Origin of the sequence: Nocardia sp. NPDC127526 (assembly GCF_042672265.1) — a bacterium.
GTDB lineage: Bacteria > Actinomycetota > Actinomycetes > Mycobacteriales > Mycobacteriaceae > Nocardia.
This window is the reverse complement of sequence record NZ_JBHXVO010000001.1, coordinates 699,916-716,352: the sequence shown is the minus strand read 5'-3', so window position 1 is coordinate 716,352 and position 16,437 is coordinate 699,916. Positions and strand designations below refer to the sequence as shown.

19 protein-coding genes are annotated in these 16,437 nt (G+C 62.7%); 3 read left to right on the top strand and 16 right to left on the bottom strand.

Annotated elements, in window-relative coordinates; translation table 11 throughout:
- Window positions 1-8 precede the first annotated feature (8 nt).
- The 16 genes from ACFVIV_RS02965 to ACFVIV_RS02890 form a co-directional block, all read right to left on the bottom strand.
- On the bottom strand, window positions 9-1,307 hold the full coding sequence (locus ACFVIV_RS02965) for a hypothetical protein (protein ID WP_379193061.1): 1,299 nt from the start codon (window positions 1,305-1,307) through the stop codon (window positions 9-11).
- A 6-nt stretch (window positions 1,308-1,313) separates the two neighbouring features.
- Window positions 1,314-2,537 (bottom strand): hypothetical protein, encoded by a 1,224-nt coding sequence (locus tag ACFVIV_RS02960; RefSeq protein ID WP_379193060.1) that lies wholly within the window; start codon window positions 2,535-2,537, stop codon window positions 1,314-1,316.
- 118 nt (window positions 2,538-2,655) lie between these two features.
- Window positions 2,656-4,167: a type VII secretion protein EccB gene (gene eccB, locus ACFVIV_RS02955; protein ID WP_379193059.1), complete on the bottom strand. Its 1,512-nt coding sequence runs from the start codon at window positions 4,165-4,167 to the stop codon at window positions 2,656-2,658.
- Between the two features lie 114 nt (window positions 4,168-4,281).
- A complete protein-coding gene (locus ACFVIV_RS02950) occupies window positions 4,282-4,566 on the bottom strand; it encodes a WXG100 family type VII secretion target (RefSeq protein ID WP_379193058.1) in 285 nt (94 codons plus the stop codon).
- Between the two features lie 44 nt (window positions 4,567-4,610).
- Window positions 4,611-4,916: a WXG100 family type VII secretion target gene (locus tag ACFVIV_RS02945; RefSeq protein WP_379193057.1), complete on the bottom strand. Its 306-nt coding sequence runs from the start codon at window positions 4,914-4,916 to the stop codon at window positions 4,611-4,613.
- A gap of 98 nt (window positions 4,917-5,014) precedes the next feature.
- On the bottom strand, window positions 5,015-5,803 hold the full coding sequence (locus tag ACFVIV_RS02940; protein WP_379193056.1) for an ESX secretion-associated protein EspG: 789 nt from the start codon (window positions 5,801-5,803) through the stop codon (window positions 5,015-5,017).
- The gene (locus ACFVIV_RS02935) at window positions 5,800-6,831 is read right to left on the bottom strand and encodes a PPE domain-containing protein (protein WP_379193055.1); all 1,032 of its coding nucleotides are present in this window, start codon (window positions 6,829-6,831) and stop codon (window positions 5,800-5,802) included. The genes ACFVIV_RS02940 and ACFVIV_RS02935 overlap by 4 nt, the downstream gene beginning before the upstream one ends.
- A gap of 16 nt (window positions 6,832-6,847) precedes the next feature.
- Window positions 6,848-7,171 (bottom strand): PE domain-containing protein, encoded by a 324-nt coding sequence (locus ACFVIV_RS02930; RefSeq protein ID WP_379193054.1) that lies wholly within the window; start codon window positions 7,169-7,171, stop codon window positions 6,848-6,850.
- 28 nt (window positions 7,172-7,199) lie between these two features.
- Complete coding sequence (locus ACFVIV_RS02925; protein WP_379193053.1) at window positions 7,200-8,492, bottom strand: hypothetical protein; 1,293 nt, start codon at window positions 8,490-8,492, stop codon at window positions 7,200-7,202.
- Between the two features lie 56 nt (window positions 8,493-8,548).
- Window positions 8,549-8,863 (bottom strand): hypothetical protein, encoded by a 315-nt coding sequence (locus tag ACFVIV_RS02920; RefSeq protein ID WP_379193052.1) that lies wholly within the window; start codon window positions 8,861-8,863, stop codon window positions 8,549-8,551.
- A gap of 118 nt (window positions 8,864-8,981) precedes the next feature.
- Window positions 8,982-9,269, bottom strand: coding sequence for a YbaB/EbfC family nucleoid-associated protein (locus ACFVIV_RS02915; RefSeq protein ID WP_379193051.1), 288 nt, complete (start codon window positions 9,267-9,269; stop codon window positions 8,982-8,984).
- A 23-nt stretch (window positions 9,270-9,292) separates the two neighbouring features.
- Window positions 9,293-9,658 carry a hypothetical protein gene (locus tag ACFVIV_RS02910; protein ID WP_379193050.1) on the bottom strand — a complete coding sequence of 122 codons (366 nt, stop codon included), beginning with the start codon at window positions 9,656-9,658 and terminating at the stop codon, window positions 9,293-9,295.
- A gap of 108 nt (window positions 9,659-9,766) precedes the next feature.
- A complete protein-coding gene (locus tag ACFVIV_RS02905; protein WP_379193049.1) occupies window positions 9,767-10,567 on the bottom strand; it encodes an ESX secretion-associated protein EspG in 801 nt (266 codons plus the stop codon).
- Window positions 10,564-12,360, bottom strand: coding sequence for a hypothetical protein (locus ACFVIV_RS02900; RefSeq protein ID WP_379193048.1), 1,797 nt, complete (start codon window positions 12,358-12,360; stop codon window positions 10,564-10,566). The genes ACFVIV_RS02905 and ACFVIV_RS02900 overlap by 4 nt, the downstream gene beginning before the upstream one ends.
- Window positions 12,361-12,449: 89 nt before the next feature.
- Complete coding sequence (locus ACFVIV_RS02895) at window positions 12,450-13,190, bottom strand: hypothetical protein (protein ID WP_379193047.1); 741 nt, start codon at window positions 13,188-13,190, stop codon at window positions 12,450-12,452.
- Window positions 13,187-14,557: a hypothetical protein gene (locus tag ACFVIV_RS02890; RefSeq protein WP_379193046.1), complete on the bottom strand. Its 1,371-nt coding sequence runs from the start codon at window positions 14,555-14,557 to the stop codon at window positions 13,187-13,189. The genes ACFVIV_RS02895 and ACFVIV_RS02890 overlap by 4 nt, the downstream gene beginning before the upstream one ends.
- 238 nt (window positions 14,558-14,795) lie before the next feature.
- Here ACFVIV_RS02890 and ACFVIV_RS02885 point away from each other — a divergent pair, with 238 nt between their 5' ends.
- The 3 genes from ACFVIV_RS02885 (at window position 14,796) to ACFVIV_RS02875 (ending at window position 16,433) form a co-directional block, all read left to right on the top strand.
- Window positions 14,796-15,110, top strand: coding sequence for a hypothetical protein (locus tag ACFVIV_RS02885; RefSeq protein WP_379193045.1), 315 nt, complete (start codon window positions 14,796-14,798; stop codon window positions 15,108-15,110).
- A 13-nt stretch (window positions 15,111-15,123) separates the two neighbouring features.
- Window positions 15,124-15,633 carry a YbaB/EbfC family nucleoid-associated protein gene (locus tag ACFVIV_RS02880; protein ID WP_379193044.1) on the top strand — a complete coding sequence of 170 codons (510 nt, stop codon included), beginning with the start codon at window positions 15,124-15,126 and terminating at the stop codon, window positions 15,631-15,633.
- A gap of 86 nt (window positions 15,634-15,719) precedes the next feature.
- A complete protein-coding gene (locus ACFVIV_RS02875) occupies window positions 15,720-16,433 on the top strand; it encodes a DUF6585 family protein (protein ID WP_379193043.1) in 714 nt (237 codons plus the stop codon).
- Window positions 16,434-16,437: the final 4 nt, after the last annotated feature.

Here is a 16,437-nt window from a genome sequence, read left to right as displayed (position 1 = left end):
GTAATCCCCTACAGAACCTGACTATTCGCGAGTAACGCGTACTGTGCTGCGGCGCGCTGATGGACGTCCTTCAATTGCATGCCGTGCACCCGAGCTACATAGCGGTCGTAGCGAACCGTGCAGTAGTAGCGGTCGTTCACATTCCAGCTCGTGCCGAAGTCGCTCGGTTTAGGCTTGGGGTTCTCCGCGCAGAAGACATCCCTCATACCCGTCGGCGTGTCGGCAGAGCTGTGATCAGGCACTTTCCATTCGGACCACAGCTTCGCGGCGGCCTCTGCGTCAGGTGCGCGCATCAGGAGTCCGCCCTTCGCCGCCGTGGAAATGCGGTCGACTCCGTTATCGTCGATCAGCTTCTTCCAGAAGCTCTGATCAGAGACGAAGTGCAGAAAAGCGCGGGGTACGTATGACATCTCGCTGAGGGCCGCCGGTGCGGGGTACTTTCCGGGGTGCAAGGTTCGCTGCAGCATGGAATCCGGGTCGTAATCCAGAAGCAGCATGTCCCGATTCGTGAGGGGCGGCAGCGTATCCAGCAGTGGCAACTGCGTTGCGAGGACCTTCTCGGTGTACTCCTTCAATCGGTCCAGTTCCGGCGTCGGCTGCTCGACATATACATTCACCAGATACGCGCCATGCGCGATCGTCGACCCCAGCGACGGCACGCCAGGCCGCCAGTGCGCTCGCGCCGACGGGTATTTGTCGATGGTGACTGCGGCATTCTCGGGTGCGACAGCGAAGTCGGCGGCCTCGATCTCCTCGGCAGCGCTCCGCGCACGTTGTTCGTCCGGGAACTGCAGGATGGTGATGTTGACGCTGGTCGACGCTGGATCGGGTGTTTCGCCGTCGAAGGCGTTGATCGTCCTCGGGATGTGGACGATGTTGGATTCGACCAGCGGATGCGTGCTGGTGGTCGCGGTGAAGCCGAACATCATGCCGTAGCGTTCGACGATCGGCTTGACCTCCTCCGTGAACACCATGGTCGCCGTGAACGACGTCGTAATGTCCTTGGTCCGCAGTCCGTATTTCAAACTCGGGTCGATCTCGATGCCATTTGCGATCGCGCCAGCCAATCGCCCAACAGCCAAGTCCTGCCCTGTGCTCGGTGCATGGTCGTAGATTGCCCTTAGGTCCAAGGGAGTCGTCGGATAGTTGCCCACATCGAGTGTCCGGACATCGATCTCACCCGCCGTCGGATCTCCTGGAACATCGTTGCACCCGACGGCAGTTACCGCACAGGCACCCACAATCCCAGTGGCAATGAAACCGACCCATGCCTTTCTGCCGACGCGCTGAATGCGAAGAGTTCTCATATCCGCCTACTTGCCGTTGACCAGGATCGCGTATTGCGCGGCGATCTGTTGATGAGCGTCCGGCAACTGGCTGGACCACACGCGTGCGGCATACCGCCCTACGGCGACGGTGCAGTAGTAAGGGACCGTGGTGGACTCCAACGGACCGCGGTACTTCACGCATCGCGCCCCCGGAAGTTCGCGGGGTGAGTCGGCGGGGATCAGGAGCCGGTTCCTCGTGTATTCCAAGGCAAGTGAGACCGCCGCGTCCGAGTCGCGAGCACGTGTAAGTTCCCCTGCACCGACACTTACGTACTCCACGCCCGCATCGTCGTACAAGGCACGAGAGCGGTTGTCGAGCCCATCCGCGTTATGCAATGCGCCGTGATCGTTTTGAACGCCGGTGAAAATAGTGCCGGAAGACCGAAGGGTTATCCGTTGCATACCTTCAGGATCGAGAGGCAGCTCTGCAAGCGAGCTCGGCGGGGTCGGCTCGAAGGCTTTCAACCTATCGATTGTGACACTGGTGGCCTTGTCGGCCAAAGCCACCAGCACGGACTGGTCGGAGTGACCAGGGTCGAAGTACCGCATGGCGCGGTTCACGTTGTCCTGAACCACCTCGATGATTACGAACTTCCCGGTGGCGTATACGGAAGCGAGCACCTGGAAGTCGGGAATCCACATGACCGATGCGGTCGGGTATTGTGCCGAGACTCCCGGCTCGACCGCTCTGCCTTTGGTATCTGCGAATCCGCTGCGTGCCAGCGAGGCGGCGGCCGAGGTAGCCGCCTCATCGGTCTCGAAGAGCAAGACATTGTTGATTAGCACCGTAGAGATCCCACGGTCCAGGTTGGATCCAGCGGCAGACCCGAATGCGGCGATCAGTCCCGGTGTGTTGCTGGCGAAGTCGTCTTTGTTCAGCCAACCGAACATGGTTCCGCCAGTCGACTTACCGGGTTTGGTGTACGGAGTGCCGGCGACGGGGTATTTCAGAGCTGGATCGACCTCTTCGGCAAGTGGCATAACGTCGCCTAGTCGTAAGGCTTCGACGATTCGCACTGCCTCCGAGCGATCCTCGGGAGCCCACTCCTGAGGCTGCGTCGGGTAGTTGCCAACGTCGAGCTTGGCAAGATCCACCGATTGCTCGCCAGCCGCGTTGGACTCCGAACCGCAGGCCGCAGTGGCCATCAATAGAAAGGACGCTCCGGCAGCCAGGGCCACGCGCGCGGCCCGACCTAGGTTGTACAGCACCTTGTTACTGCTCCCCCCACCCGATCTGACAGATTGCTTATGAGCAGTTGCTCTTGGTCAGCAGAGTGTAATAGCCAGCCCTACAGTGCTGCTCACCGAACCAAAGTCGATAGAGCTGTCAGTATTCGCCGGTGGGCAGCGCATCCCACATGGTCAAGGCTCCGTTCGAGGACAGGGTCGGGCCGGGAACCAACTGCCCAATGACCGGCCAGGGAGCCAACAGCGGAGAAGAGCCCAGACCGAGCTTCTGCGCGGTCTCGATGTCTGGAATGCCGTAGCGGATTCCGTTGTCGGCCACATAGAACAGGCTGTCACGTCGCAAGCTTCCCGGCTCGATGCCGGTAACCTTCACGAATTCGCCGGTGGTAGGAGCGATGTACACGCTATCGATCCGATCACCCGTCTTATCAGCGCTGGCCAGCGAGACCGGCGAAGCGGATTCGGAGATCGGCAGGCGGGTACCGACCAGCAGGGAGACCGCCGCGCGGTCGGCAGGGCCTTCAGTGGCGTCGGCCTCGGTCTTTCCAGCGGCGTTCTCCTTCGCCCAGGAAATGCAGGCCACCGGGCTGTCCTCGGCCGTGATCACCTTCGGTGCCTCGGTCGGGAAATCGTTGACCGGCAGCGTGTTCACCACAGCGACACCGTCGAGAAGGTCGGGTGTCACCGGCTTGATTTCGCTCATGCCCTGCGAGTTGGCATTGCGAATGACCTGCGCGGTGAAAGCCGAAATACGTTGCACACCATCCGACAGCACGACATACAGCTCCGGCTTGTCGGAGCTGCCTAGCGCGACACGGATGACGCCGCCCACCGGGACACTACTCAGTTTGCCCGGACCGGGCTCACCAGCCTGGGGAATGGTGGGAGCTTCCAGTGGCGGAACTTCGGTCGCGGCACCGAGGAGGCCAGAGGTAATCTGCCGCGAGCGCTGGTTGGCCAGATTCAACGAACGGTTCATGACGGTGTTGCTCGGGTCGACTTGGGCACGCTTGCCGTCGTAGATCAGATACGACTTGTCGCCCTGACGCACAAAGAGTGCGCTACTGGGATCCGCAATCTTGATGCGCTCGTTCAGTTCAGGTTTGCCCGCGATTGCCGTGGTTGTCGCGCCCGCGGAGGAAGCTGCACCACCGGTGACGGACAGCGAGGTGGTGTCACACAGGGTCCACTGGGATCGATCGCCCTGCTTGGTGCCCGGCAAAGCGGCAGGAGCGCCAGGAATTCCGAGAATCGGACCGCGCGGCAGCGAATTGAGCTTCGCGTCCTTGACCGATTTCGGGGATTCGTTCTTGCCCACGATCAACCGTGCTGAAGCCAAGTTCAACACCGGATGCAGGGTCTGCTTGGTGTCGTCGTCCTCATCCGTCAGGACGACGTACAGCGCGCCGCTTTCCTTGCCCATCACGATGGTCGCGTCGCCGATGGAGCCCTGCGGGCGAATGAACGCCATGATGGCCGCACCCGCTACCACCAGAATCGCCAGTACGGCACCGGCAATAAGCGAGCGGAACTGTGCGCGCATCGGGTCGTGCAGCATGCGCACATCACGGCGAACCAGCGCGTGGTCGAGACGTCGCAGTAGAAAGCGGTACCCATTGACCTGGGCCCGCGTGGTCAACTGGGCTGGCACTGATCCTCCGTCGGAGCGAGAACTACACGCACGAATCTACTTCGGTGATCATCCGACAGCAGCGCACCCCTCGAAACCACAGAGGGATGCGCTGCTGCGGACGGTCAGGTTCGTTCAGAAGACGAAACCGTCACCGATCTTGCCGTCGGCGCCCAGCGCGCGGCCGAGAGCGTTCTCGACCTCGGCGGCAACGTTGTCCAGGGTCTGCAGAGTGTTGCTGTACTCGTCGTTCCACTTCTTGTGGACGGCGACAAACGAGGTCTGCGCCTGGTTGCCTTCCCACGCGGTGGTGAGCTTGTTGGCGGCGGCCTCGAGGTCCTGGCCCGCGATCATCAGCTGGCCGAAGTTCTCCTTGAGGGAGGAGGCCAGCTCGTTCATGGTTTTAGCGTCGTAAAGCATTACTCAGTCCTTCGTCAGGTTCGTGAGTCAGATTCGCGATCTGATCAGGAAAGGTTGGTCAGGGTCTTGAAGCCGGACTCGTTCTCGGAGTCGAGGTTCTTGAAGGTGGCGATACCGGTGCCGACCTGCGACTCGAACTCGTTGAGAATGCCGTTGAGGCGGTTGGCTTCGCCGTCCCAAGCGTTGGCGGCGCCCTGGAAAGCGGCCGCAGCGTCACCCTGGAAGCCGGCCTTGGCGGCATCCACAGCGCTGGTGACCTTGCTCAGGATGGACTTGATCGTCGCAACCACATCGGCCATCTCACCCTGGGCCGCTGTGGCAATATCGTGTTCTGACTTTACGCCGCTCATGGTATTCCCTCTTACCTCTGCGATTTTGTTGGATCACCAGGCGATACAGGCACTGCATCGCCTTGTTTGGGGTGGTTAGCCGACCCGCTCACTGTGGATCAGGACAGCCACCTCCCCCCAGGCAATGATTCGATCAGTGCCGAAATCGCCTGTGCGATCCGGTGATCGGTGCCCGGTGTCATGGTGGACCAGAGTTGCTGGTCCGGGGCGATCGCCGGTGCGGCCACAATGCGGCCCCGCGCGGTGTCGTACACCGCCACGGCTCCGGGCGATCGGTCGGTCACGCCGTCGGTGTAGGTGTAGGCCACCACCTCGGCGTAAGCATGGGTGGACGATAGCGCGAGACCGTATGCGGGAGCGTCGTTGTCGGCGACGCCGAGGCTGTAGACGGCGCTCGCGTAGTCCTCGGATGTGGTTGCGGAGTCGAGGCGTTCGGCCAGGTCGGAGGACAGGGCGCTGAAGCTCGCGACTTCCGCGGGGGCGCAATGGCCCAGGGCTTCGAGAATGGGGCGGGCCAGGGAATCGCCTTTTCCGTCGGCCCAGATGGTTCGGATATCGAGGTTGTCGCCGCGTCGGGTGGCGACTACGTTTTCCTCACCGCGGCGGGCGATGCAGACGCGCACGGTGCCCTCGCCGGTGAAGATCCGGGCTGCCAGTTCACGATCCGGCTGGGCCAGGGCGAACAATGCTGCGGCGGTGTCGGGATCGGCGTCGCCGTGGGCGTCCAGGATGCGGGCCGCTTGTAGTTCGGCGCGGGCGCGTTCCTGGGCCTGCTGCCATTCGTGGTGCGAATCCTGTTGCGGTCCAACCGATAGCACCAGCGGCAGGGTTTGCACGCCGAGTTGGGTGGCGAGTGCGATAACGCTGTCGTTGGTCAGCGTGGTCATGCTGTCGCCTCCTCTCCTCGTGCGACGGGTTCGGCCGGTTTGGGCGCTTCGGTTCCGGTACTACCTGCATTGAACGCGATATCCACCGATGGCCGCTGGGCATTCGGGTCCATTCCACCCAAAACGGCCGGGGCGACCTGCATACCGGCGCCCAGGCCGAGTTCGGCATCGCCGGCCGGTACGCGGGACAGGCCCTCGCGGGTGGTGTGTTCCTCGTCGGACTGGGTGCCCGGTGACATGGCCGCGGGGGACATCGGCATGGTGCCGCCACTCTGCTGCACCGTAACCGGTTGCACCACAACCTGTTCGGCCTTGGTAGTGACTTCGGTGTCCTTGACCCGCAATTCCGTCTTCACCGGCGCAATGCTGATGGGCGGTATCGAGTATCCGGGGATCGTGCCCGGCGATCCCGGTGTCGTCGACTGCTCGGTGGAGGCGGTCGTCTCGGTGGTGGTCTTCAAGCCTTCGGAGATCTTCGGCGGTGGCTGCTGCTCCCACGGTTTGGCCAGCGATTCGGTGGCCGCCTCGTAGGTGCGCATCACCCGCGCCGCAACGGCTTTCACCGTATCGGCGTCGTTCTCGGCGAGTGCGACCTTGGCCAGCATGGGCGCGCCGAGCGCCGTACCGACTTGCTCCAAGAGCTCCCGGAGTTGGCGGAGTTTCTCGGCGTCCTCGGCGTCCGGCATCGCCAATCGCGCGATTTCGTAGGCGGCGGCATGCGTTTCGGCCTGCACGGCATTGCCCGCCGCGGAAGCGGCCGCATTCGCCATCCAGTCCCGCAGCGAGCGCAGGCGTTCGATGAACGGCCCGCTGTTCTTGGATTCCCAGGCGCTGTCCAGCATTCCGAGAATCCGCTCGTACTCCACCGCCGCGGCGCCGAAACCCGCGCTCAGCCGCGCCCAGGCGAGTCCGGCTTCGGCGGCGGGCACGGCGCCCGCCCCCGTCACCAGATCCTTGGCGAGCTGCTCCGGTGGCCTGGCTTCCCAGACCGTTCCGGTGAAGCCAGGTTGCGTAGGTTCCAGCACCATCGGCAACTGTGTCCGATCAGACCGTGGGCGCGCCGAAGCCGGCCATGGACTCTTCTTCGACCTGGCCGAAGTTGGCGGCCTGGGCGCGCAGCGCGGCGGCCAGCTGGCGCACCTCGTTCACACCCTCGCCACCGGCCGTGGCGAACTGTGCCGCAACGGCATTCAGCGTCTGGGCGGCGCTCACGGACACCTCATCGGCGCCGGCCGGTGCGATGTTCAGCTTCACCTGCTCGACCTCCATGCCGCCGGCCATACGATCGGCCAGCGCGTCGAGCTGCGAAGCCGCCGCCAGCGCGGTAGACGCGTCGAACCGCACTCCGTCGAATTCGTTGTTGCTCATGGCAATCCCTCTCTCTTTCCCCCAGCGATCAGAGCGTGAGCGCTTTGTCAGGTAGATCATCGACGGGTTCGGCCGCGCCCACAACCGGAATAGACACACCTTCGATGAGTCCGACCACTTCGTCACCGTGTGCGCTGGTCACCAGGTTGGGCCGGTCGGCTCCGGCGTCGCCGCCCGCGTCGCCCGCTCGGGCGGCGCCCGCGGCCGAGCCCATGGGCGACATCATGGGCGAGCTGGCACGGGTCGCCTGGTTGTTGACATTGGACACGGATCGTCCTGTGGGCGAACCGTTTCCGAGGCCGGTGGACTCGGTCGGAATGCGACTGCTCGCGAGCTGGCTCAGCGGACTGCTGGTGCCGGTGGGCATACCCGCGCCGACCACGCCGCTGCCATCGGTCCCGGAGCCGTCGTCCCCGGTGCCGCCGGTGCCGTCATCGGTGCCGTCGTTGGTTTGCTCGGTGGTCTTCTCCTCATCGGTGGTCTTGGTCTTCTCGGTGAGGTTGCTGGTCACGCTGCTCAGCACCGATTGACCCTGCGTGACCACCTCGCTGACCACCTCGGAGCCGGAGGAGACGACCGTGGCGCCCTTCTCCAGCACCTTCGTCGCGACCGTGGGCGCAATGCTGGTCAACGGCTGGGCGGCGGCGTTGACCATGTTCACCAGCTGTCCGACGTTGGAGGCGATCGGAGCACCGGCGACCATGATCTTCGTACCCGCGGAGATCATCTCCACGGTCTTTCCGCTCAGTTCGACGCGGGTCTTGGCCGCGATGATGCCCGCTTCGGCAATGGCGTCGGTGGCGATGCCGATCAGCCACGGGATGCCCGCGGGCGTCGGCAGCATGGCGATGCCCGCCGTCAAATTCGCGATGAACCGCGCGATGACGCCACTGACTTCGGCATATCCCTGAGCCACGATGCGCGAGGCGTCCAGCATGATCAGCTTCTGCTGCTGACCCTGCGCGGCGACCGTCAGGCTGTCGTCTTCGACCTGAAGGCTCTGCAGCTTTGCCGCATTCGCCGCATCGCCGATCCAGGTGTTGGTCACCGTATTGATCGACGACTTGCTCTGCGATACGACCGAGGTCAGCACATCGGCCACCCCCGACAGAATCGAGGTGGGATCGAACCCGCTCTCCGAAATGCCGGTGCCGATCGAGTTCAGTAGATCCACGGCCGGCTGAATCAGCACGGTCGGATCGATCGTCGGCAGGGTCGGCATCTGCAGTCCGGACAGGTCCGGCAACCCGATATCCGAAAGCTGCGGCAGCTGCGGCAATCCCAGATTGTTCAGCACATCGCCGACCGGGACATCGAGCATCGGCCCTACGGCAGTTGTCCGCAGGGCCTCGACAACAGTGGGATTCGAAGGGTCCGTCACAGCGTATTCGCGAGGAAGCTCGCTGCCGAGGTCACTTCATTGGCTCCGTAGGTCCCCACCGCGGCGTAAGCAGCAGTCGCCGTGCTCGCATGCACCGCCGCGATCTCCGCCGACGACAGCAGGTAGTTCCCCTGCGCAATCGCGAAGGCCGCCAGGAAGTCCTGCCCGATCAGCCCGAACATGGGCACCGCCGCCGCGAGCGAAGCGCCCACGTCCCCGGCCGCAGCCCCCGCCACCTGCGCGGCCTGCGCCGCCTTCTCGGACCCATACGTGAGAATCGGCGCAAACTCCGCCGCCACATGATCGGCCATCAGTGTCCCTCCCTAACCTACGATCTTGTAGAAGACTACAAGTGTGAATTTCTTTGTGCCAGACGGCAAGGCGGAAACGCAGCGTCAAAGTTGAGTGAACTCTTCGCTTCCTTCGCCCCTACTCCGCCATCTCCTGATTGAACTGGTTCACAACCTCGGCCCGCCGCTCGAACGCCCGCCGCGCCGCCGCCGCGGCCGTATCCACGACCACCCTCTCGAACTCGGCCGGCGTCATCCGCGAAACAGCATGGCTGAACTGCAAATCCTTCAGCGCCCCGTTCCCATCGACCTCCGCCATGACCGCCCCATCCTCAGAGGTCTCCCGCCCCCGAACGGCCGCCATCTGCTCAGCCAAATCCTGAAACCGATACATCTGCCGCCGAACCCGCTCCTCGAGCTCATCCATCGACGAAACCATCGGGGCCCCTCTCACACAGTCCGAAGCCAGCTCTGCGGCTCAGTATCGTAGTCCTGCTCCTCGACAATCTCCTGCCGAGCGACCTCCGCCTCAGTGGGCAGCCCGGTCCGCGCCAGCGCATCCGCACTCATCCCAGCGGCCTCCAACTGCTTCCTGCGCGCCAGCCCAGCCCGATTGGCCGTCTTCTGACAAAGCCGCAGCAACTCCCCAGCCAACTGCCCCGGATCCCGCCGCAACTCAGCCGGATCCACCTTCACCGCCAGCGGAATGCCCTGCTCGGTAACCCGAATCCGAATGGACCCACTCATATTGGCCGCAGTAACCGAAGCCCACCCAGCCTCGGCCGCATCAGGGCTCCCCGCCCCCGCCTCGGTCATGAACAACTCCCTCCCAGTTTGCTAGGGGTACGACTATCACATGAGGCACCCTCTGCGCCACCGACATAGCGGCGACGCCCTGCATGCCTCCCAACGCCCGTCGGCTCGCTACTCGGATACACCCAGCATTCCGCGCTCGTCTTTGATCGCCCGGATCACCGCGGCCACACGCACGTTGATCGCGCGGGTAAATTTGGCGCCGTCGACCGCGACGGCTCTGTAGGGCGGCTCTCCGCCGATCAGGTACCGCCCATCGCCATCGAGATCGCGCCATTCCAAGCCATACCGGGTTATGCCCTGCGGGCCGAACTTCGAGTGTCCTTGACCGATTTGAATGGTTCCCATACGGACCGGGGTCGTCATGAGAAACCTCTTCGAACGGAGACCAGCCGAATCTTCGAAGACATCGTCGATGATCGTTCGACCGATTTCGCTTTCCGATACCGCGTTCCGACGAGGGTCGACCAGCTCGATTTCCGCCTGCTTACCGGCTTCGACCTCGGGAAGAGCTGCGGCCACCTCGTCCGCGAGCCGCAGTGGATCACATTCGCTCACTACGAATCCGCCACTGTGCAAATAGGTCTCGCCGGGTAACTGTTTGATGAGAAGCCCCCGATCAGCACGCCGCAGGGCAATCATCCGGATCCGACCTTCGGCATTCTCGGGGTCGCGGCAATCGAAACCGCTCACCGTAATCCGCAGGTCAGGTTGCGTAACGACTTCTGCGAGCCACCGCAGCGATGGATCCTGCCTGGCTCGCAACTGTTCCGCCACCGCGCGCTTCTCACGAAGGTAGTCGAAGAGCAGGGGCGTGCGGCTGGTGAAAATGAACGGATCGGGCAAGCCTTCACCGGTGAACTGCTCCCACAGCACGACGAGCTCTAGGTCACCGAAGCGCCACGTGCTCATTTCTCGGCCACCGGCGTAACCGCAACGGGCAATTCCTCGAAGACCTCATTCAGGTTGGTCCCGGACTTCAGGTACTCGGCTCGCTTGTGCTCCTTGCCCTGCTGCCCCTGCGAGGCACCGGACATTGGTGAACCCATCATCGGGCTGGATGCGCCAGTGGTGGTTCCGGACGTCGTGGCCAGTCCGGCACGGGAGGTCGTCGTTGTGGTCGTTTCCTCGGACGCCGTCGACACCGGAACCGCGGCGCGGGGAAACAGCTGCGTCTTCTGCGGGGAGGTCGTAGTTGTCGGGCTGCCCGAACCGAGACCTGATGGGCTGCCACCACCAGTGGTCAGACCGGACGGATTCCCGGTGGTCGTTGTAGTGGTGGTCAGACCCGGAGTCGTCGGATCCTGGGTCGTCTCCTGCTGCGTCAACTGCTGCAAGGCCGTCGTACCCGACGAGATCAGCGACTGCAACCCTGTCACACCTTCCTGCATGACAGTTTGCAGTGCCTCCGTCCCTGATGACAGAACGGTCGAAGCCAGTTCCGCCACATTCTTCAACGAATCGTCAGTCGTCGTAGGTTGAGTGGGATTCGGATTGGCCGGCTGTTCTTCATTCGGCTGAGGTGTGGTCGGCTGGGTGGTGGTCGGCGACGAAGGGGTCGTCGTGCCCGGCGAAGTCGGGCTGCCCGGGTCATCGTTCTGCGGATTCGACGGAACTTCCGGAGTGGGAAGACCACTCGTCGGGAAGACGTCGAAGCTGATCAAATTGGCGTTGTAGTCGAAGACTCCTTGAACGTACGTCGCATCGAATGCGATTCGGTACAGCTTCAACAAGCCCTCGAGACACTCCTGCTCGGTTGAACCGTATGAAGGATTACCCCTGTCATCTTCAGTAAAATAGTAGTTGTCGCCATTTTTCTCGATGAGGGGCGGCTGATCTGTTCTCGGCATTTCATTCTTTGTGGCCTGCAGATAACTCGCCGCTTTGTACAGACTTTCTTCTATCTTTCCCATTTTGGCGGCAAATTTTTTCGCTTCGGTTACATAATTGCTCGCCGTAGCCGCCGCTGCCGAAGCCGACACCCCGACCCACCCGTTGGTCATCAGCGTGTTATCGACGATATCCCGCTTGAACGTATCGAGCGCGAAATCCAATCGACCCTTCATCCAACCCCACTCGGCTGCAAGCCGCGAGACATTGTCGGAATTGATACTGTTCCGCAACGCCACCAATTGCCCCCACGTCAGGGCGGTGGAATTTTCAGGAGACAGCGCTTTGTCGTCCTTGGGCATCGAATAATTGCCGACTGCGCCGGGGTCTTTGACCATTTGCCTGTATTGCTCAACATCACCGGCCGGGCGCGGCTGATACTTCTGGAATATCACTGCGTAATCATTTTGAGTCATGCTCACGTCGGGACTCGCCTGCGTGGTCATTTTCAGGCTGGTGAATGCCCGGACACTTTCGTCCTCGGCATTCTGAAAGGTCTTTGCGGCCTCTCGAAAAAGATCCGCCATGGCCTGGACCGTCTTGACATTCGCATCGAGGATTCCGTTCGCTTGGTCAGCGAGCTGCCCGAACCCTGCCGCCCACTTGTGCCCCGATGCGAAAGGGTCGAGCGGTCCGGCGAAGTCTTTGGTGTTCTCCTTGGTCCGGTCCAGCTGTTCCCCGATGGCAAGCAGGTACCCGATCATGCCACTGCATATATCCATCGCGTTCTTGGCAAGCGCCGGATTGAACGTCAACGTGTCTTGCGTAGCTGCCGTCAGCAGATCCGTCATGGACGGCGGCGGCGTCTCTGCCATTGGTAACCCTCCCCGTTCGAGACACAAAGCTGCCATCATCCTGCCGCACCTACCACGTTGTGCGCCAATGCAAGCCCAGCGTAATGCTGTCAGACCCGGAGCCTCGGCAACGTACCCTCGGTCAACTTCCGCAGCATAGCCAGCGCATTCGTTGCATCGAGGACCGGTACGGTCGTGTCGACGGCGTCCACCGCCTGATGCCAGGTCACGCCGTACACCATCCAGCCGTCCCGAATCCACAGTTGCACAGAGGTTTCCCGATCAGGGTTTGTGGTTGACTGGACCAGTTGATATGCGTCCTCACCCATACCTGCCACCCTGGTCGGAACCTGTTGGGGTATGGCGAGGCCGAACTGCCCTTCGGTTGTCGACCGGTAGGCGGTCGAGAACTCCGCAGCCGGGTTCACCTGCTTATGAAGGCGGGCGACGATATCGAGTTGTGTATTGGTAAGGCTCCCCGGCTGCTGGGTCGGCCACTCGAGCAGAATCCGGCACTCCATCGTGTCCACAACGGGGTGATTCGATGTGAACGCCTTGGGGTTCTTGGCCGCGCGGTTCGACACGGCGAACCCGAACGCAGTAACAGGCAGGAGATCCGCATTCGCACACAAATCGGCGACAGCATGATATCCACGCAGATCGGCGACGGGGCTCGGGCTATCGACAGGAGTGACGACGATCGCACCGTCAGGGCGGCCAACCGCGACCAAGACACCCGCCCACACGGCGGCAGTCAGGATCACCGCACCCACAGTCCACAACCATCGGCGGGGTTCCGGGGGAGGCGAGCCAGACACGTAATGCTCAAACACGTTGTTTCCTTCGGTCACTGCCGCAACCTCGGCAAGGCTTCGGTCGCGATGTCCGTCAACACCTTGCGCTGGTCGTTGCGAGAAAGGCCGCCCGGGCCGGCGGTGCCCCAGGCCTGCCAGGACGCGTCGTATACAAACCAGCCATCTCGTACCCGCAGTGTCGTCTTCAGTCCTTTGGCCTCGTACACGAGGTAGGCGATGTCACCAAGGCCGGCGACCTCTTCGATCTCCGGCGTAGAACCACCCAGCGCCGGTTGCTGCCCCGCAGTTTCGAGTCCAGCCCGAAACGCAGGAATCGGATTGGACTGTTTGTGCACGTACACACTGATGGTCAGGCGTCCCCGTGCCTGATTCTCAGCCTTAACGAACTCCTGGAGGCAATCGGCCGTGTCCAGAGCAGGATGCCGATTCACGGTGTAGGCCGACGCTTTCGGGCCATTGTCTTGCGCCTTGAATCCTGCCGAGGCCATCGCCGCGAAATCGAGAGTCGCGCAAAGATTGTCGACAACCCCGTAACCGCGCGTATCGGGAGTCGTTCCGAGATACCCGTCGGTGTCCACGCGATCAGCCGATCGAAGACCGATCAGAGCTCCGGCTCCCACCACAGAAGTGATGACGACGGCTGTAGCAGGCCACAGCCATGCGCGAAATTGCCTTTGCCAGCCGCCGCGCTCCCGCGGTACGAACGAAACCTTTCCCTCCGGCACCTGGTTTGCGCTTTCGAACGAATTATCGTGGGGATGCGGTCCTGCGAAGGGATTCGGTGTCGGTGGTGCGCCGTGCGTCCCGCCCACCTCCGGGTTACCTGTCGGCCCGCGGCCAGGTCGTCGACCATCACGAATCAGTGCGAGAGCCGGTGCGGGCACAAGCTCGCGGGGCAACGCGAACCCGGAACCGGTGCGCGGCCGGATGAATACCGCACCGCCGATGACTGCCAGGTCCTCGATCTGATGGTAGATGACCGTAGTCGTTCCGGTCGCCAATGCCACTTCCATCGAGTGCAGGTCGTAACGCACCCGCATCCGAATTCCCGCGGCGGCGTACTCGGTCACCTGCGGGTTCGGTCTCATCAAGCGCACTGCGGTAACAAGCGCGCCAACGATCAGCGCGAATGCGAACACAGCGAAGTACGAGCCGATGATTCCCGACAATCCCGGATTCGACAGGCTCGAACGGGTGATTGTCTGGATGATGCGGGGCACCACCACGATCAGCGGAAACGCGGCAAGAGACGCCCAGGTTTTCGGCGACCGCCATCGCGCCAACTCCGCGGCCCGACTCAGTCTCAGCGCCGTGCCGGCATCCGCCGGATAGGAGCACTCGATCGGTGCACTCTGCCCCAGCGGTGGCGGCTGCGGTGAAGGCTGGCCATAGGACTGGTGCACAGGTCCCCCTTTCGATCCGGCTCGAACCAGACCCTAGTGCGCACGCACCGACCGAACCACTCGGGCCCACTCTGGTCTCGGAACGTACGAGGTGATGGAAGCCGATCTCAATTCGGATCCATGCTGGAAAGTTGCTGGCCCCCGCCTCCGGTTGTACCGCCTGCGGGGTTGTGGCAGAGTCGATCTCACTTGTGCGCGGGGCGCAGGGATCGGCAGGTCAACTCGGGAGGGGACTGTCATGGCTGAAAAGCTGCAGGGCGAAGCATCGCAGGTGCGGGCGACCGCAACTGTCGCGGATACCATCCGGGATGAGTTGCTGGCTATTGCGGATGCCGCTCGGGCTGCGATCTCCGTCGGCGCTACCGCGTGGGGGGATGACGAGTTCGGAAGCAAGTTCGCCGATGGCGGCAACGGATTCCACACCGGCGGCACCAATATGGTCGACGGCACCGGCAAGATGGCCGGGTCGTTCGGCAATCTTGTCGACGGATTGACCACGAGCGCGGAGCGTCTCGAAGCCATGGAGCGGGGCAACACCGACAAGTTCAAGTGATCGGGAGCTCCGAATGGCTTGGGAACGCAGCAGGGGCGAGGCCGACTCGTATGTCGAAGGCTTCACCGAACAGATTCGCGCACTGGCGGAGACAACCCGGAAGCGGGCACAGCTGACCGGAAGCGGTAGCGCGGCAAACGGGCTGATCAGCGTGACGGTGAACGCCGACAATGTCGTGATCGCCACGAAGGTCTCTCCGGATGCGGAGGACCTCACTCTGGACGAGATCGCCGCAGCAGTTACGGCGGCGGCCCAGCATGCCGCCGCCGATGTGGCGCAGAAGACCGAGGAGTTCTTCCGACCGCTCAACGAGACGCGGGCCAGGATGCCGAAGCTCTCGGAGCTTTTCGACGACATGCCCGATCTGGAGCAGGTTCCTCTGCCGAAACCGTCTCTCTCGCCGCCTAATTCGCGGGAACGACGCGAGCAGGAAGCCGAACCGGGTCCGGAGTTCACTGATGCGGTAGACCACGACGATTGGCAGTCCGATCAGGGGTCGGGGATCAGGGCCAAAGATTGGTGACTTCCACCGGGATCGACACCACCGCACGATAATTCGTCGAGGAATGAGAGCGGCGCGCGCACAATGCGCGTCGAGGGGAGAATCCGTTGCCTGAATCCGACCGGATGCTACAGGTCCACGAAGCAGTGCCGGACGCGATCGCGCAGATGGCGACCAGCCGTGGACTCGGCAAGCTGCGTGAGGCGTTCCGGCCGAAGCAGCGCTGGATGATCGCGGTGCGTTCCAACGACTCTCGGCTCTACTTGTACGAGCACGGCCTCGTCGTCACCGATTCGGATCATCCGCCGATGGCGTTCGTCTGGGATTTCACGACCACGTGGTCTTATCAGCGGACCATGAATGGCGCGCTCACCGACGCCTACTACACCCTTGTCGGTCCTGAACGCCACGCCGTGACCATCGGTCGCGGAACACCAGGTGTGGTCCGGCCCTACGTCGATGGCGCGAAGGTTACCGAGGCACACCGAGGTGCGCATTTTCTATTCGAGGGTGTTTGGGGGCCCGAGATCGAGGCGGGAATCACCCGCACTCAGGCGCAGGGAGCATGGGTACGGCTCCGTCGCGGCGAGACGCTCGACTTCCACAAGCTCGAGATCAGTCTGGAATCGGTTCAGGCCCACAACAAGTCGATCCGCTGGGCAGATGTCACGGATGTCAGAATCTACGACGGCGCACTCAACATTTCCGCGGGCCGGGACTTCATCCCCATGATCTTCACGCGAGAGATCCCCAATCTGATGATGTTGATGACTCTCATCAAGAACATTCGCAACGTATACGCCCAAGCCAACGGCAGCTGAGATC

Bases quoted from the DNA above. Each gene is read 5' to 3' on its own strand.
- ACFVIV_RS02965 (WP_379193061.1), bottom strand. From the start codon at position 1,307: ATGAGAACTCTTCGCATTCAGCGCGTCGGCAGAAAGGCATGGGTCGGT.
- ACFVIV_RS02950 (WP_379193058.1), bottom strand. From the start codon at position 4,566: ATGCTTTACGACGCTAAAACCATGAACGAGCTGGCCTCCTCCCTCAAG.
- ACFVIV_RS02945 (WP_379193057.1), bottom strand. From the start codon at position 4,916: ATGAGCGGCGTAAAGTCAGAACACGATATTGCCACAGCGGCCCAGGGT.
- ACFVIV_RS02940 (WP_379193056.1), bottom strand. From the start codon at position 5,803: ATGACCACGCTGACCAACGACAGCGTTATCGCACTCGCCACCCAACTC.
- ACFVIV_RS02935 (WP_379193055.1), bottom strand. From the start codon at position 6,831: ATGGTGCTGGAACCTACGCAACCTGGCTTCACCGGAACGGTCTGGGAA.
- ACFVIV_RS02930 (WP_379193054.1), bottom strand. From the start codon at position 7,171: ATGAGCAACAACGAATTCGACGGAGTGCGGTTCGACGCGTCTACCGCG.
- ACFVIV_RS02925 (WP_379193053.1), bottom strand. From the start codon at position 8,492: ATGCTCGATGTCCCGGTCGGCGATGTGCTGAACAATCTGGGATTGCCG.
- ACFVIV_RS02920 (WP_379193052.1), bottom strand. From the start codon at position 8,863: ATGGCCGATCATGTGGCGGCGGAGTTTGCGCCGATTCTCACGTATGGG.
- ACFVIV_RS02915 (WP_379193051.1), bottom strand. From the start codon at position 9,269: ATGGATGAGCTCGAGGAGCGGGTTCGGCGGCAGATGTATCGGTTTCAG.
- ACFVIV_RS02910 (WP_379193050.1), bottom strand. From the start codon at position 9,658: ATGACCGAGGCGGGGGCGGGGAGCCCTGATGCGGCCGAGGCTGGGTGG.
- ACFVIV_RS02905 (WP_379193049.1), bottom strand. From the start codon at position 10,567: ATGAGCACGTGGCGCTTCGGTGACCTAGAGCTCGTCGTGCTGTGGGAG.
- ACFVIV_RS02900 (WP_379193048.1), bottom strand. From the start codon at position 12,360: ATGGCAGAGACGCCGCCGCCGTCCATGACGGATCTGCTGACGGCAGCT.
- ACFVIV_RS02885 (WP_379193045.1), top strand. From the start codon at position 14,796: ATGGCTGAAAAGCTGCAGGGCGAAGCATCGCAGGTGCGGGCGACCGCA.
- ACFVIV_RS02880 (WP_379193044.1), top strand. From the start codon at position 15,124: ATGGCTTGGGAACGCAGCAGGGGCGAGGCCGACTCGTATGTCGAAGGC.